General features: G+C 64.9%; 14 protein-coding genes. 4 read left to right on the forward strand and 10 right to left on the reverse strand.

Features of this window, described 5'->3' with window-relative positions; all coding sequences use genetic code 11:
* Nucleotides 1–37 precede the first annotated feature (37 nt).
* From dop to EWV37_RS11265, 4 genes are all read right to left on the reverse strand, one after another.
* Complete coding sequence (gene dop / locus EWV37_RS11250; protein ID WP_165189405.1) at nt 38–1,711, reverse strand: depupylase/deamidase Dop; 1,674 nt, start codon at nt 1,709–1,711, stop codon at nt 38–40.
* Complete coding sequence (gene arc / locus EWV37_RS11255) at nt 1,708–3,405, reverse strand: proteasome ATPase (RefSeq protein WP_129701646.1); 1,698 nt, start codon at nt 3,403–3,405, stop codon at nt 1,708–1,710. Before arc ends, dop begins: the two co-directional genes overlap by 4 nt.
* Nucleotides 3,398–4,498 carry a tRNA (adenine-N1)-methyltransferase gene (locus tag EWV37_RS11260; RefSeq protein WP_095798067.1) on the reverse strand — a complete coding sequence of 367 codons (1,101 nt, stop codon included), beginning with the start codon at nt 4,496–4,498 and terminating at the stop codon, nt 3,398–3,400. The genes arc and EWV37_RS11260 overlap by 8 nt, the downstream gene beginning before the upstream one ends.
* 104 nt (nt 4,499–4,602) lie before the next feature.
* Entirely contained in the window at nt 4,603–5,742 is a 1,140-nt protein-coding gene (locus EWV37_RS11265; RefSeq protein ID WP_095798068.1) for a site-2 protease family protein, read from the reverse strand.
* A gap of 136 nt (nt 5,743–5,878) precedes the next feature.
* Between EWV37_RS11265 and EWV37_RS11270 the strand changes: the two genes are divergently transcribed.
* Entirely contained in the window at nt 5,879–6,775 is an 897-nt protein-coding gene (locus tag EWV37_RS11270; protein WP_095798069.1) for a PAC2 family protein, read from the forward strand.
* A 112-nt stretch (nt 6,776–6,887) separates the two neighbouring features.
* Here EWV37_RS11270 and mshC read toward each other — a convergent pair whose 3' ends face one another.
* The 3 genes from mshC to EWV37_RS11285 all read right to left on the reverse strand — a co-directional run bounded on the left by mshC (nt 6,888) and on the right by EWV37_RS11285 (nt 9,588).
* Nucleotides 6,888–8,195: a cysteine--1-D-myo-inosityl 2-amino-2-deoxy-alpha-D-glucopyranoside ligase gene (mshC, locus tag EWV37_RS11275; protein WP_095798070.1), complete on the reverse strand. Its 1,308-nt coding sequence runs from the start codon at nt 8,193–8,195 to the stop codon at nt 6,888–6,890.
* An 88-nt stretch (nt 8,196–8,283) separates the two neighbouring features.
* Nucleotides 8,284–9,117 carry an undecaprenyl-diphosphate phosphatase gene (locus EWV37_RS11280; protein ID WP_095798071.1) on the reverse strand — a complete coding sequence of 278 codons (834 nt, stop codon included), beginning with the start codon at nt 9,115–9,117 and terminating at the stop codon, nt 8,284–8,286.
* A 114-nt stretch (nt 9,118–9,231) separates the two neighbouring features.
* A complete protein-coding gene (locus tag EWV37_RS11285) occupies nt 9,232–9,588 on the reverse strand; it encodes a primosomal protein (protein WP_129701648.1) in 357 nt (118 codons plus the stop codon).
* 39 nt (nt 9,589–9,627) lie between these two features.
* Here EWV37_RS11285 and EWV37_RS11290 point away from each other — a divergent pair, with 39 nt between their 5' ends.
* Entirely contained in the window at nt 9,628–9,873 is a 246-nt protein-coding gene (locus tag EWV37_RS11290) for a DUF5703 family protein (protein WP_095798073.1), read from the forward strand.
* A 60-nt stretch (nt 9,874–9,933) separates the two neighbouring features.
* Here the strand turns inward: EWV37_RS11290 and EWV37_RS11295 are convergent, their stop codons facing one another.
* The 3 genes from EWV37_RS11295 to EWV37_RS11305 are packed head-to-tail and all read right to left on the reverse strand — an operon-like array spanning nt 9,934 to nt 13,401.
* Nucleotides 9,934–11,112: an acyl-CoA dehydrogenase family protein gene (locus tag EWV37_RS11295; RefSeq protein ID WP_380097173.1), complete on the reverse strand. Its 1,179-nt coding sequence runs from the start codon at nt 11,110–11,112 to the stop codon at nt 9,934–9,936.
* Nucleotides 11,113–11,148: 36 nt separating this feature from the next.
* Complete coding sequence (locus EWV37_RS11300) at nt 11,149–12,063, reverse strand: polysaccharide lyase family protein (RefSeq protein ID WP_129701650.1); 915 nt, start codon at nt 12,061–12,063, stop codon at nt 11,149–11,151.
* A gap of 9 nt (nt 12,064–12,072) precedes the next feature.
* Entirely contained in the window at nt 12,073–13,401 is a 1,329-nt protein-coding gene (locus tag EWV37_RS11305; protein ID WP_129701652.1) for a M20/M25/M40 family metallo-hydrolase, read from the reverse strand.
* A 241-nt stretch (nt 13,402–13,642) separates the two neighbouring features.
* Here EWV37_RS11305 and EWV37_RS11310 point away from each other — a divergent pair, with 241 nt between their 5' ends.
* Nucleotides 13,643–13,948 carry a hypothetical protein gene (locus tag EWV37_RS11310; RefSeq protein ID WP_129701654.1) on the forward strand — a complete coding sequence of 102 codons (306 nt, stop codon included), beginning with the start codon at nt 13,643–13,645 and terminating at the stop codon, nt 13,946–13,948.
* Between the two features lie 96 nt (nt 13,949–14,044).
* Nucleotides 14,045–14,551, forward strand: a complete 507-nt coding sequence (locus EWV37_RS11315) for a GNAT family N-acetyltransferase (RefSeq protein WP_238663225.1) — start codon at nt 14,045–14,047, stop codon at nt 14,549–14,551.
* Nucleotides 14,552–14,558: the final 7 nt, after the last annotated feature.

A 14,558-nucleotide genomic window follows, 5' to 3' on the forward strand; every position in this document is an offset into this window, starting at 1 on the left:
TCTCTCCTGACCTCTCAGTGGTTCAAGTCTCGGGTACTCAGTTCAGGCCGGTTCCGGTGACCGTGCCGGGGCGCTGTTCCGCTACCCGGTGTACCCACTGTTCAACGTCCGGGGCGTCGAACCATTCCCGCGTTGTCTCGCGGTTGAGATCCAGCGGTTCCGGCATGCCGATGCGCGCGCCCCTTCGGATCCCGGGGAATTCCACGTTCACGCTGTCCCAGCCCACGCTCACCATCGCGGACGGGTAGCGGCGCACGGCGGTGCCGCGGAACCACGCACGGGTGTCCTCGGGGGGCTGGTCCGCAGCGCGTTCGATGGTTTCGGAGTCGACCAGCGTGCGGATCCGCCCGGCCGAGGCCAACCGGTGGTAGAGCCCCTTTTCGGGGCGAATGTCCGCGTACTGCAGGTCGATCGCGATCAGTCGGGGGTCGTTCCACGCCATGCCATCTCGCTGCCGGTACGCGTTGAGCAGGGCGTACTTGGCAGCCCAGTCGAGTCGGTCGGCCAAGCGGGAGGGGTCGTCCGCCAGGTCGGTCAGGACTTCGTCCCAGAGGTCCAGTACCTGTCGGGTGTCCTGGTCCAGCCCGTCCGGCGCCAGTTCGCGTTCCAGCTCCAGCGCGGCGCGGTAATACTCGCGCTGGATGTCGACGGCGCTCAGCTCGCGTCCGTCGCGCAAGGGCACGGTCGCGGTCACGGACGGGTCGTGGCTGACCGTCTGCAGGGCGGCCACGGGATCGGCAAGGTCCAGGGCCGGCACCCGGTCATGTTCGATCAGGTTGAGTACGAGCGAGGTGGTGCCGAACTTCAACACCGTGGCGGTGTGGGACAGGTTGGCGTCACCGATGATCACGTGCAGCCGGCGGTATTTGGTGTCGTCCGCGTGCGGTTCGTCGCGCGTGTTGACGATGGGGCGGTGGATGGTGGTTTCCAGGCCCACGGTGCGCTCGAAGAAGTCCGCGCGCTGGCTCAGTTGGAAGCCCGGTTCGGAACCGTCCACTCCCAGGCCCACGCGGCCGGCACCGCACATGATCTGGCGGGTAGCGAAGAACGGCAGCAGTGCTGAGGTGATCCGATCGAACGGCACCGCGCGGTCCAACATGTAGTTCTCGTGGGCACCGTAAGACACTGATTTGTTATCCGTGTTGTTCTTGTACAGGTTCACGGCCGGAGTCCCGGTCTTCTCCGCGCCCCGCGCCAGTTCCGCAACGGCGCGCGCGGCCACCACGTCCCCCGCGGCATCCCAGGTCAGGGCGTCCAGCGGGGTGGTGACCTCCGGGGAGGAATATTCCGGGTGCGAGTGGTCCACGTACACGCGCGCCCCGTTGGGGATCACGGTGTTCATGATGACCTTTCGCCAGTCCATGTCCTCCGTGTACATCGCGGACTCGGTGATGGCTTCCGCCGCGATTTCTTCGGCGGTGAGCACCGGGGCCTGATCGGTCAACTGCGAGGGGTGGGCCTGTTCTCGGCTCATCGTGTACCCGCGAGCATCGGACAGTGGGGCCTCGGAACCGTAGTCCCAGCCGGTGCCCACGCTCGTTTGCCCGTCCGAACCGTTCCTTCCAGAAGATTCCCGGGACAGTTCCCGCGCTACCCGCAGCGCATAACTGGTCACCACCCGGGTGGAGAGCACGGTGGCATTCGCGTGGGGCTCCCCCACGGCCAACACCCCGAATTCGGTCTCACTGCCCATGACCCTGCGAACGCTCATGACCGCTCTCTTTCGGGGAGTGATCCGGTACCGCGGTGCATCGCCATCCGGACGTCCTGGATCGTGTTGGCCCGGCGACCGGTCAGGCGCGCCCAGTCCTCGGGGTCCGCGGTGTTGGGCAGGTCCTGCTGTTCGTAGAATTCTTCGTCCACGGCATCCACCAGGTGTTCGCGGGTCAGCCCGCGTTCGCCCGTGGTGAGCAGGGTCTTGATGGCCTGCTTCTTGGCGCGGTCCACCACGTTGCGGATCACCGCGCCCGAGGCGTAGTCGGCGAAATACAGGGTTTCCTGGCCGCCGTCGCGGTAGCTGATGGTCAGGAATTCCGTGGCGGGGGTGCGGTCGTACAGGTGCGCGATCGCGGCGTCGATCAGCTGATCGGCGGCGGCCTCCCGGGAACCCGCCGCGGCGACGTCGGCCTCGCGCAACGGCAAGTCCGGGGTGATGTAGAGCTTGAAGATTTCGCGAGCGCCGTCGCGATCCGGGCGGTCGATGCGGATCTTGACGTCCAGGCGGCCGGGGCGCAGCACGGCGGGGTCGATCATGTCCTCGCGGTTGGTCGCGCCGATCACGATCACGTTGTCGAGTTTCTCGACGCCGTCGATCTCGGTGAGCAGCTGCGGCACGATGGTGGTTTCCACGTCCGAGGACAGGCCCGAACCGCGCACGCGGAACAGCGAGTCCATTTCGTCGAAGAACACGACCACGGGCACGCCGCGGGCGGCTTGTTCGCGGGCGTTGGCGAAGATCGAGCGGATCTGGCGCTCGGTCTCACCCACGTACTTGTCGAGCAGCTCGGGGCCCTTGATGTTCAAGAAGTAACCGAGGGCGCGTTCGCGTCCGGCCTTGGCGGCGCTGCGTTCGGCCAGCGAGCGCGCGACGGCCTTGGCGATCAGCGTCTTGCCGTTGCCGGGAGGCCCGTAGAGCAGGATGCCCTTGGGCGGGCGCAGTCCGTGTTCGCGGTACATGTCCGGGTGCACGTAGGGCAGTTCCACGGCGTCGCGGATGGCTTCGATCTGGGCGCCCAGGCCACCGATGTCCGCGTAGCTGACCTCCGGTACCTCCTCCAGGACCAGCTGTTCCACGTCCGTGCGTTCCACGTGCTCCAGGGCGAAGCCGGTGCGGTGGTCCACGGTCACGGCGTCACCGGGTTTGGGGCGATTACGGCGCAGGGCCCCGGAGAGCAGCATGACGCGTTCCTCATCGGAGCGGCCCACGGTCAGTACGCGGTCGTGGTCGATGATTTCCTTGATGGTGGCCACTTCGCCCACGCGGTCGTAGTCGAGGACCGCTGCGACCACGTAGTTCTCGTTGAGGAGCACCCCGATCCCTGGTTCGCAAGAGCTCAACGACACGAGCGGGCTCACGGCCACGCGCATTTTTCGCCCGGACACCAGCACGTCCAGGCTGGCCACGGTGATCACCGGGCCGTCTCCCGTGGCCGTACCCACGGGTTGGTGGCCGGGATTAACTTGCTGCACCACACCGAAACTCATGGGCGGAACAGCCTCAGCGGCGAGCGTCTGCTTGAGCTTGACGATCTCCTGCCGGGAGGCGTCCAGCAGGCGCACGAGTTTCTGGTTCTGCGAACCCACGCTCGCGAGTTGCTTGTCCAGGTTGCGCTTCTGGTCGCGCAGCATGTTGATCTGCCGCTGCGAATTGTCGGTGGCGCGGTTCTCGGGGGTGGAATCACTCATGACTGGTGTCCTCCGTGCTCTGCGGGGTGTTCTCCCGTCGCGAGTCGGGATCGATCTGGGCCGTGGCCTTGGCGGCCTGTTCGGCCAGGTTGGTGGCGTCGCGGCCGGCGCGGCGCAGCTTGCGGTCGGAGACGATCCGCTCGCCCAGGGCCACGGGCGTCCACGCCTGCAGATCCTCTTCCGTGTAATCGCTCTTGGACGCACGACGCTTGGGTGCCAGGCGCACGGCACCTTCGGCGAGCTTGCGGGACTGGATCAGGAATCCGGTGTGCGCGACCATGCGGTGGTCGGGGCGGACCGCCAGTCCCTCCACGTGCCAGCCGCGCACCATGGTCTCGGAGGCTTCGGGTTCGGTGTAGCGGCCGTCCGCGCGCATCGCCTCCGCCACGCGCGACAGCTGGGTCACGGTCGCGACATAGCAGATGACGACGCCGCCCGGGGCCAGTACGTGGGCCACGGCGTCCAGGCATTCCCACGGGGCCAGCATGTCGAGCACCACGCGGTCCACGGAACCGGCTTCTTCGACCCGGGTCAGTTCTTCCGCGAGATCGCCCAACGTCAACTGCCACGCCGGGTGCGGGCCGCCGAACATGGTCTCGATATTGCCGCGAGCGATGTCCGCGAACTCTTCGCGTCGTTCGAAGGAGTGCACCGTGCCTTCATCACCCACCGCACGCAGCAGCGAGATGGAGAGTGCACCGGAACCCACGCCGGCCTCGACCACGCGGGCTCCGGGGAAGATGTCGGCCATGGTCACGATCTGACCGGCATCCTTGGGATACACCACGGCCGCACCGCGGGGCATGGACAGCACGAAGTCCTTGAGCAGCGGGCGCAGTGCCTGGAACTGGATGCCGCCCGAGTTGGTCACCACGGTGCCTTCCGGGGCGCCGATCAGTTCCTGGTGGGCCAGCACGCCACGGTGGGTGTGGTACTCGCCGCCCTCGGCCAGCGTGATGGTGGTGATGCGGCCGCTGTCATCGGTCAGCTGCACGCGTTCGCCCACGCGCAAGGGACCCCTCCGGTTGGCGGCACCGCGGACGGGTACTGCGCTCTGGGTGGTTTCGGGGCGTTCGTGCGACTGCTCGGTCATGTGCTCGCTTTCACGAAAGGTGCGATGTGGTGTTCATCAGGGGCTGGCGCGCGTGGCGCTCCGGTCACTATCTGTCATTGTCTCACCGTGAACCGTGAGAGCCCTCATCGCCCCATGATGTGGCGGGCAAGATCTTGATGGTGCACCACGCCCACCACGGATCGCTCTGGATCGAGCACGATCACCCACGGGAACCCGTTGATCTCCAGGTGTCGCAACAGATCGTCACCGCGCTCGTCGGCTGGCGCGGAAGCCTCCGCGGGGGCCCATTCCATGACGTTTCCCACCGGAGTACTACCGCGTAGATCAGCCGGAACCGTGGCGGCTCGTTGCGGGCTGAGCACCCCCAGGTGACCCGAGGCCGCGTCGCGCGCCACGACGTCGGGAGTCCACCCGCTGTAGCCCTGGCTCGTGGCGGCCAAGACGGAGGTGTCCACCATTGACAGCGGCAGGTCCGGTGAGAATTCGAATGCGGGTCGCGCAATCGATGCTGCGCGCAAGGGGTGGACCCGCCCCAGCACCTTGGCCTGTTTGAGGGCTTGGGAAGCTCCCATGAAGATGAACGCCGCGATCATGAGCATGATGAGCAGGGTGATGGGCGAAGTCCAGAGTCGCTGCCACACAATCCACACCACGATCAGGGCGGCCAGGCCGCGGCCGCTCCACGCCGCCACGGCGGTTCCCTTGCTCTCCGACCCGGTGAGCCGCCAGATGAGCGCCTCAACTACGCGCCCACCGTCCAGTGGCAGCCCGGGCAGCAGGTTGAAGAGTCCCAGGATCCAGTTGGCGAACACCAGTAGTTGCAGCAGCGCCCATCCGGGTCCAGCGTTCTGGGCGGGGGCCAGGAGCATGACGGCGGTGCCGATGCCCGCCAGGATGATGTTGGCCATCGGTCCCACCAAGGACACCAACGCGGTGGATCCCGGTGAGGCACGCACGGCGCCGAACGTGGTGTGGCCACCCATCAGCGTCAGCACGATGCGCCCGACCGGCCAGCCGGCGGCTCGCCCCACGAGCGCGTGGGCTACCTCGTGGACCAGCACGCTGAAGGCCAGTCCCACGGCGAACCCGAAGGCGATGACCAGATTGATCCAGCCCAGCTCTGGGTAGATCCGCCACAGGATGGGCCCGTAGAGCACCACGGTCAGGACGGCGATCACGAACCACGAGCGATCCAGGTGAACGTCCACCCCACCGATGCGGCCCAGACGGAGTCCTCGGCGGGCAGCGGTACCCCCGCTCATCCGAACGCCCGCTCGGTCGGGCGGGCATGGTGTGTGGCGCGTTCGAAGTGCATGCGCCCATGCTAAGCGGGCAGCCGGTGAGGCCGCTGAATCACCGCTCGTGGTACTGCATCCCCGCTCGCCGTACAGTGGAACGGTGAGTACGTTTGACGAGAAGAATTCGCAACCGCAGGTCGGCCCCTTCGGCGTGGTCCGCGACGGCGACGAAACCGAGAAGGTCACCGTGATGATCGCGGCCTTCGAGGGCTGGAACGATGCCGGTGATGCCGCGACCGACGCCCTCAAGTTGATGAGCGAGCACTACGGTGCGCGCGAAGTCTTCGAGGTGTCCCCGGACGATTTCTACGACTACCAGTACTCCCGGCCCGTTGTGCGCCGTGGTCTGAGCGGTGAGCCCAAGCTGCAGTGGCCCACCACCAAACTGTTCAAGGCACCGGTTCCCGGGACCAATCTGGAGTTGGTGTTCCTGCACGGCTGGGAACCGTCCTATAAATGGCGCACCTTCACCGCTGAGCTGATCGAACAGGCGACCACTCTGGACGTGGACTTCGTGGTCATGATCGGCGCGCTACTCGCCGATGTCCCCCACACGCGTCCCATTCCGGTGACGCTGACTTCGGACACCGAAGAGCTGCGCGATGAACTCAATATCGAGGCACCCCAGTACGAAGGCCCCACCGGCATCGTGGGCGTTCTCTCGCACATGGCTGCGCGCGCCGGCTTCCCCACGATCAGCATGTGGGCTGCCGTCCCGCACTACGTCGCACAGTCCCCGTCGCCCAAGGCCGAACTTGCGCTGTTGCGGCAGCTGGAGGAACTGCTGGGCATTTCACTGCCCGTGGAACCGATCGTGGAGGATTCGGAGGCCTGGGAACGCGGCGTCAATGAACTTTCCGAAGAGGACCCGGAGGTGGCCGCCTACGTGCGCCAGTTGGAAGAGGCCAAGGACACCGTGGACCTCCCCGAGGCCACCGGTGACGCGATTGCCCGCGAGTTCGAGCGCTATTTACGACGCCGCGACGACCGCGGGTAGCAACGGTCACCCGCGCTTCGGGTCACGTCCCGGACACGACACAACGGCGGCGGTTCCCTGTCCGGGGAACCGCCGCCGTTGTGTTGTGTCGACGAACGAGTGGATCGGGGGCCTAGAGCACGACTCCCAAGCGGGATTCGATGAGATCCACGGCCAGCTGACGATCCTCCGCGGACGCGTTGGCGCCGCGGGCGGCAGCACCGCCCTTGTTCCGAGCGGCCCAGGCGTCCACGCCAATCAGCGCGGCCGGCGCATTGAGGTCATCGGCGAGGGCGGCGCGGACGGCCTTGAGCAGGTCCTCCGCACCGGCGGTCTCCGGCTTGGCCGCGGCCTCGCGCCACGAGGCCAGACGGCGCTTGGCGTCCGCGAGCAGGTCATCGGTCCAGAACCAGTCCGTGCGGTAATGATTCGCCAGGATTGCCAGGCGGATCGCCGCCGGGTCCACGCCTTGTTCGCGCAGTTTGGAGACCAGCACCAGGTTGCCCTTGGACTTGGACATCTTCTCGCCCTCGAGTCCCACCATGGACGTGTGCACGAAGTGCTCGGCCATGGGCTTGCCCGACAGCGCGTAGGAGTGGCCTGCACCCATGTCGTGGTGCGGGAAGGCAAGGTCCGAACCGCCGCCCTGCACCGTGAACGGAGTGGGCAGGTACTTGAGGGAGATCAGGGAACATTCGATGTGCCACCCGGGGCGACCGGCGCCCAGCGAGGCACCGTCCCATGCGGGTTCACCGGGGCGGTTGACGCGCCACAACAGGGGGTCGAGCACATCGTGCTTACCTTCGCGTTCGGGGTCTCCCCCGCGTTCGGCGAACAGCGGCAGCATTTCTTCGCGGGTCAGACCGCACACATCACCGACCACCCAGGCATCCGGGTCGGTTTCTTTCAGCTCCGCGGCGGCGTTGACGTCGAAGTACACGTCGCCAGCCGGTTGAGCCGCGCCGTCCTCGTCCACGCCCCCGGGTACCCGGTAGGCCAAGCCACGCTCGATGAGTCCCTCCACAGCAGGAACGATCCATTCGACGGATTCGGTGGCGCCCACATAATGCGCCGGCGGAATGACGTTCAGGGCGCTCATGTCCGTACGGAACAATTCGGTCTGTTCTTCGGCGAGGTCCCGCCAGTCGACACCCGTGGCCTCGGCACGTTCCAGCAGGGGGTCATCCACGTCGGTGACGTTCTGGACGTACGTGACGTGCTGAGCGGCGTCGTCCCAGGCGCGGTGCAGCAGGTCGAAGGACACGTAAGTGGCGGCGTGGCCCATGTGGGTCGCGTCGTAGGGCGTGATGCCGCAGACGTACAGTCCCACTTCGGATCCAGCGGGCAGCTGGACCATCCGTTGCTGCCGAGAGTCGTAGACCGAGGGTGTGGGGGCTGTTCCGGGCAATTCGGGAACGGGACGGGCAGACCAGGACTTCATACTCACCTTTTGTTCACGGACATCGGTCACTCAAGAGTTCAACGGGCGCCTCCGGCGCCCTATTCCCCCGGTGGGGTGGAAGCGGCGATCAGGCGCTGATCACACCCGTGCCCAGCAGCACGAAGATTCCGGCGCCGAGCAGGATGCGATACCAGACGAACAGGTTGTAGCTGCGCTCAGAGATGTAGCGCATGAACCAGCCGATGATCACGTAGGCAATCACAAAGGCGATGCCGGTGGCCACGAGCGTCTGGCCCATGGTGTAGATGCCCTCTGGTTCCTGCCCCGTCATCGCCTTGTACAGCTTGTACAGACCGGAGGCGAAGACCGCGGGAATGGCCAGCAGGAAGGCGTAACGGGCGGCGGCCGCGCGGGTGTACCCCATGAGCAGACCGGCCGTGATGGTGCCGCCAGAGCGGGACACCCCGGGGATCAAGGCCAGCGCCTGCGCCAGACCGAAGCCGATGGCGTGCTTGACGGTGAGGTCCTGCAGGACGCGTTCCTGCTTACCCACGTGATCCGCGATGGCCAGGAACAAACCGAAGATCACGAGCATGGACGCGGTGATCCACAGTGATCGGAACTGGCTGTCGATGTAGTCCTCGAGCAGGAGACCGAGGATCGCAATCGGAAACGAACCCAGAATGATGAACCAGCCCATACGGGCATCGGGGTCCTTGCGGGAGACCTTGCCGACCAGTGACAACGACCAGTGCTTGATGATCCGCACGATGTCTCGCCAGAAGAAGATCACCACGGCCGTTTCCGTACCCAGCTGGGTGATCGCCGTGAAGGCGGCACCCGGATCCGCACTGTTGGGCAAGAACTCGCCCACGATGCGCAGATGCGCCGATGAGGATACGGGCAAGAATTCAGTCAGGCCCTGGACAATTCCCAGAATGATTGCTTCGATCCAGTTCACGCGACAACTGTACGGCACCCGGAGCTGAAAAATGGGTGAGGAAAGGGCTCACGTGTTCTACAACACGTGAGCCCTCTTCCGCCCACAGAGTGGGGTATAACCGCCGGCTATGTCCTAGCGGCGAGATGAATTCGACGAACCATTGTCGTCATCATCGTCGTAGTCGTCCTCGTCCACGAGATCTTCGTCCATCATCTCGTTGTCTTCGAGGAGGTCCTCGTCGTAATCGTCGTCGTCATCATCATCATCATCGTCCGAGTCGTCCTCGTCCTCAGCGAACACGGTGAGGGGGGTGACTTCGTCGTAGGCCTCGTAGAGGGCCTCTTCGTAAGCGTCGAAGGCATCGGCAATCGACAGGTACGCCCCGTCCACGGCGGGGTCGTTGTCCGAACGTCGATTTGCGGCGGCGGCCAAGTGTTCTTCGAACGCGTTGACCAGTGTTTGCAGGGCGGCGCGAGGATCATTGCTCATGGGGTAGACGTTAGTCGTTATCGAGGCAGAATGGGAGCAATGAAAGAACAACGATTGTCCGAGATCACGTCCGCGCGCTCGCACCCCGTGGCCAGCAGGGACGACAGGTACGAATACCTCACCCTCACGGTGGCCCCGCGGGAACACGTTGCCGATGCGCGGGCACGAGTCCGGGAGCACGCCGAGTACGGCAAGTGGGAACTCACGCGTTCGGCTGTACTTTACGGCGGTGCTCGCCGTTACGTGATGCGCCGCCGGATCATTCGCGTCGAACGCACGTTCTGATCCTGCTCGACGACGCCGCTCGGTACAGTCCACGCGCAACCTCACCCAAGAGGCACGCGCTCAATCGGTCTGAACCGGCCCGAGTAGCGACTTGGCCGTGGCTGCGTGCACGGATTCGTTGTCCGAAGGGTGATACATCCCGGCGAGCACGTCACGGTAGAGCCGTTCCAGTTCGCTCCCCCGGCGGAACTGCGAACCACCGCTGGAACGCAGCGCCAGATCGACGACCTGCCGTGCGGTTTCGGTGGACCGGTGTTTGAGGCCGGAGAACAGGATGAACCAGCGGGCACCGTGCTGAACCTCGTGGTCGGTGCCCACCGAGTCCATGTCGGAGGTGAGCTGGCGCAGTTGGAGTTCCACACCGTCGCGCAGGATCCCTGCCTCGGCAATGTGCCAGCGAATATCCGGGTCCGTGGCGTAACTGGCCCCGCGCGCGTGCGACCTGCGCTTGTTCACGATCTCCACGGCCACCTCGATGGCCCGATCCGCAATCCCCGTGTACACGGAGGCCAGCAGCAGTTCGAAGCACCCGAAAATTCCCCACACCACCGGATCGGGCGAAGGCCCCACGGGAATTTCGGTGAGCACTCGCCCGGGTGCCAGCACAGCGCCGTCGAGCACCGTGGTGCACGATTGCGAGGCGCGCATGCCCAGCGCGTCCCAATCCTGTTTGATCCCAATGCCCTCGGCGCCGCGCTCGAGGATGCCGAACACGAGGGCGTCAGGGGCGTCGTCGTCGCGATCGGTGCGGCGGGCATGGACGAGGAGCCGCGTCCACGCGGGCGAGAGCGACGTGAAAATTTTGGTGCCGCGCAGGCTCAACCCGTCGGCCACCGGATCGGCGGTCGTGGTCGCGTCGAACAGGACGGAATCGTTGCCGGCCTCCGAGATCCCGAACGCGAACACCTCGCCCGCCACGACCTGGTCGAAGATCGCGCGGGCACGATCGTCCCCGCGCTGCCACAGCGTGCGGGCGATGCCCACGATCACGTGGTGCATGTTGACGCCCAAGGCCGTCGACGGCGCCGCGGCGGCCAAGCGGCGCTGGGCCTGAGCGGCGTCGGCAAGGGAAAAGCCCAAGCCGCCGAATTCTTCGGGAACGAGCAGACGTAAGTAACCAGCGGCGCGAAGATCCTCGAAATCCTCGGTGAAGAATTCGTTGCGCTCGTCGTAGCCGGCCGCGCGGTCACGGAAGGTTGCGAGCATGTCCTCGGGAAGCACGTCCTGGATCGTGGTCAACTGGTCTCCTCCAAGTCGAAAATTGAGTGGTCGTGGTCAGCGCAGTGGATCGGCGGCGTCAAAGCTGCGCGCAATGCGGTGGGTTGCGAAGAAGGCTTCGTAGGGCCTGTTGCCGTACACGCCGATGCGCGAGAACGAGGCCGGTACGGAGGCGTCCCGGTACCAGCCGTCCGTGACATTGGGGCGCATGACGTCCAGCGTGGGTTGGTTCTCACCGTTGATCTGCACCTGCTGCCACTGTCCGCCGGTGTTGATCCACATTTCGACCCAACCGCCGTTGCTCGCGTACGCGTATTTATAGGCCTGAATCACGCCCACCCAGCGTCCGGTGGGCACCCGCACATGATCGCCGAGCAGTTCGGGATCATCGCCCATTCGGAACATGAGACCGCCCTCGGGGTGTCGCACCAACATGAGACCGAGCAGGGACGCACCGTTGGCCGGCGGACCGTAACCGCCGGTGAACAGCGTGATCCACGTGTCCTGATCGAAATCGCCGTCCAGGACGTAGACCGAGAACCCGTTGAAATACACGTCGTTGTCGTTGCCGTGCGCGGCAGCCTTGATGATCGGCTCGGTTTCCACCATGGAGCGCGGAAATTCATTGCCCAGCGTCAACCCGGGAACGGACGTGAAACGCGCCACCTGTCGCCCGCCACCCACTGGGTCCGGAACCAAGTGGTAGCCCAGGCCCTGCCGATTCTCGTCCGGAATCAACTTGGCGTAGCCGCCGAGCCCGCGCCCATTGATGTTGGCGTCGAAGATCCGGTCCGCTGCGAGGCCCTCGTCCGTGGGTTCCTCCTCGAGCCATTCGGGAATCTGGGTCGCGACTCCCACGGCCGTGGCCGCGGCCACCACGCCGGCGGCCGTGATAATTGCCCGGCGCCGGGTCAGGCCACCGCGCCGGCCCTCACCCGTTGTCGGGTTGGTGCTTCCGGAATTCTCCCCCACGAAGTGCTCCTAGTAATTGGTCAGCAAGCGGTGCAGGACACGCGAGCCGAACTCCAATGATGCGACCGGCACGCGCTCGTCCACGCCGTGGAACATACCGGTGAAATCCAATTCGTCCGGCAGCTGCAACGGCACAAAGCCGTAGCCGGTGATACCGAGCTGCGACAGCGACTTGTTGTCCGTTCCGCCGCCGAGCATATAGGGCAGCACCACGGCGTCCGGATCCTCGGCCTTGAGCGAGTCCACCATGGCGTCCACCACGTTGCCAGAGAACGGTACTTCCAGGCCGATGTCCTCGAACTCGGCCTCGAACGTGATGCCCTCGCCGGCCAGCTCTTTGAGCTTCTCCATGACGATATCGCGCTGCTCGGGCAGGTAACGCACGTCGATGGTGCCCTGGGCCGAACCGGGAATCACGTTGGTCTTGTAACCGGCGTCCAACATGGTGGGGTTGGCGGTGGTCTGCAGCGTTGAGCCCACGAACCGCGCCACGTGGCCGAGTTCGTCAAGCAGCCGCTTGGGATTCTCCGGGTCGAATTCCACCCCGGTCAGTTCGGTCACCTCGTCCAGGAACGCCCGGGTGGTCTTGGTCAACTCGATCGGCCACGTGTACTCACCAATATTGGCCATGGCCCGTGACAGTCGGGTGACCGCGTTGTTCTCGTGCAGACCGGACCCGTGGCCGGCCTCGCCCTTGGCGATCAGGTTGAGCCACATCAGGCCCTTCTCAGCGGTCTGCAGCAGATAGGCACGCCGGCCTCCGATGTTGGCGGAATAGCCGCCCACTTCACTGAGCGCGTCGGTCACGCCGTCGAAGAGTTCCGGGTGGTTCTGCGTGACCCATTTGGAGCCGTAGCTCATGCCGGCTTCCTCATCCGCGAAGAATCCGAACACGATGTCGCGCTTGGGTCGGTCTCCGGTGCGGGCCATGTGGCGCATGACAGAGAGCATCATGGCGTCCATGTCCTTCATATCCACGGCACCGCGGCCCCAGATCATGCCGTCCTTGACCTCTCCCGCAAAGGGATCAACGGACCAGTCCTCTGCAAGCGCCGGTACCACGTCCAGATGCCCGTGGACCAGAAGCGCATCCGCAGAGGGGTCGGTGCCCTCGATCCTGGTGAACACATTGGCGCGGCCGGGGGCGGATTCGAAGTACTGCGGTTCCAGGCCGACGTCACTGATCAGTTCTGCCACGTACTCACCGGCGGCTCGCTCGCCCTTGGCGTTACCCCTGGAGTAATTGGTGGTGTCGAATCGAATCAACTTCTGACAAATGTCGGCGGTCTCGAGTTCCGGTGCTGACTGTCCCGCAACTGTGGATTCCGGTGTCGACATGAGGTCTCCTTCTCCTGGGTGTCCTCCGGGAGCTGGACCCCGGATGTCGTGCGCTTACCGTCAACGGTAGTCCCCGCATCAGCCCGTGACCCATAACCATGGCCAGGCTGTGCCGGGGCGGTTCATATCCTGGACACGATTTGACATGAGGAAGACTTATTTCGATTGCTTCCTACTTGGCAGTACTATCAAGCCACGGTTGTTTGAGATTCCCCCCAAATCCCCCAAGGTCTCATGCCTCATGAAATCCCTGCCCCCTGATTGCACCCCCAATTTCCCTCACGACGAGCTGCCCCAAGTCGATATTCGCGCCGTGGCGTTTCATCGCTGGCGCACGCTCAAATGGCTCGTCTCCTTCGTCGAGCCAAATTCTCCATGCGCCCGTGAAGGTCATGCCCGCACGTTCGACGCCGCGTTACAGTTGGCCAAAACGTGGTCCCTGGCCTACTGGGCCAAGCACTACGGGATCAGCGAACTCCTTAACGATGCCCCGCCGCTTCAGCTCAATCACGCGGACGTAGATAAAGATTCTTCAACAATTCAGTGACGACCTTGCGGCAGTGATCCCCGCTACCCGGTTCTCCGATACTCTGGTGTGACGAATGACAGGCCGCACCGGCCCTTGACCCATATGGAGGCCAAGATGAGTGGAACCATCACCCTGATCGCACAAACGTCGGAGACCAGCAGCACTAACCCGGTGCCCAGTCGACAGGTGACCGCCGAGGATATTCCGGCGCTGTCGGAACTATTCTTCCAGGCCTACGATGCATCGTCCGCCGCCACGTCCAAGGATGACGCTCAGAAAATCATCGAGGGCGTGTTCGACGGCGAGTTCGGCCCTTTCCTGCCCGATGCCTCCCCCGTGATCGAAGACGAGGACGGCAAGGTTATCGCTGCGGCCATCGTGTTGGAGCAGCGCAAGGGCGACGATTTACCCAAGGCCCCGTACCTGTTCGAGTTGTTCACGGCGTCGTCGCACCGCCGCCGCGGTTTGGCGGAACAGCTGGTCCGCGAGGCCATGACCAAGCTGTACAACCAGGGCTACGAAGAAGTCAGTCTGCGCATTGCAGAAGACAACTCCGCAGCCCTGGCGCTCTACCTCACGTTGGACTTCAACCGTTGGGTTCCGTACAACGACGATGTCTGAGCCGGCG

Origin of the sequence: Kocuria carniphila, from assembly GCF_004136555.1 — a bacterium.
Classification (GTDB): domain Bacteria; phylum Actinomycetota; class Actinomycetes; order Actinomycetales; family Micrococcaceae; genus Kocuria; species Kocuria carniphila.

What these genes read in the sequence shown, in the direction of transcription:
- mshC (WP_095798070.1), bottom strand. Translation starts at nt 8,195, where the DNA reads ATGAAGTCCTGGTCTGCCCGTCCCGTTCCCGAATTGCCCGGAACAGCC.
- EWV37_RS11260 (WP_095798067.1), bottom strand. Translation starts at nt 4,498, where the DNA reads ATGACCGAGCAGTCGCACGAACGCCCCGAAACCACCCAGAGCGCAGTA.
- EWV37_RS11285 (WP_129701648.1), bottom strand. Translation starts at nt 9,588, where the DNA reads ATGAGCAATGATCCTCGCGCCGCCCTGCAAACACTGGTCAACGCGTTC.
- EWV37_RS11265 (WP_095798068.1), bottom strand. Translation starts at nt 5,742, where the DNA reads ATGAGCGGGGGTACCGCTGCCCGCCGAGGACTCCGTCTGGGCCGCATC.
- EWV37_RS11305 (WP_129701652.1), bottom strand. Translation starts at nt 13,401, where the DNA reads ATGTCGACACCGGAATCCACAGTTGCGGGACAGTCAGCACCGGAACTC.
- EWV37_RS11310 (WP_129701654.1), top strand. Translation starts at nt 13,643, where the DNA reads ATGAAATCCCTGCCCCCTGATTGCACCCCCAATTTCCCTCACGACGAG.
- arc (WP_129701646.1), bottom strand. Translation starts at nt 3,405, where the DNA reads ATGAGTGATTCCACCCCCGAGAACCGCGCCACCGACAATTCGCAGCGG.
- dop (WP_165189405.1), bottom strand. Translation starts at nt 1,711, where the DNA reads ATGAGCGTTCGCAGGGTCATGGGCAGTGAGACCGAATTCGGGGTGTTG.
- EWV37_RS11290 (WP_095798073.1), top strand. Translation starts at nt 9,628, where the DNA reads ATGAAAGAACAACGATTGTCCGAGATCACGTCCGCGCGCTCGCACCCC.
- EWV37_RS11315 (WP_238663225.1), top strand. Translation starts at nt 14,045, where the DNA reads ATGAGTGGAACCATCACCCTGATCGCACAAACGTCGGAGACCAGCAGC.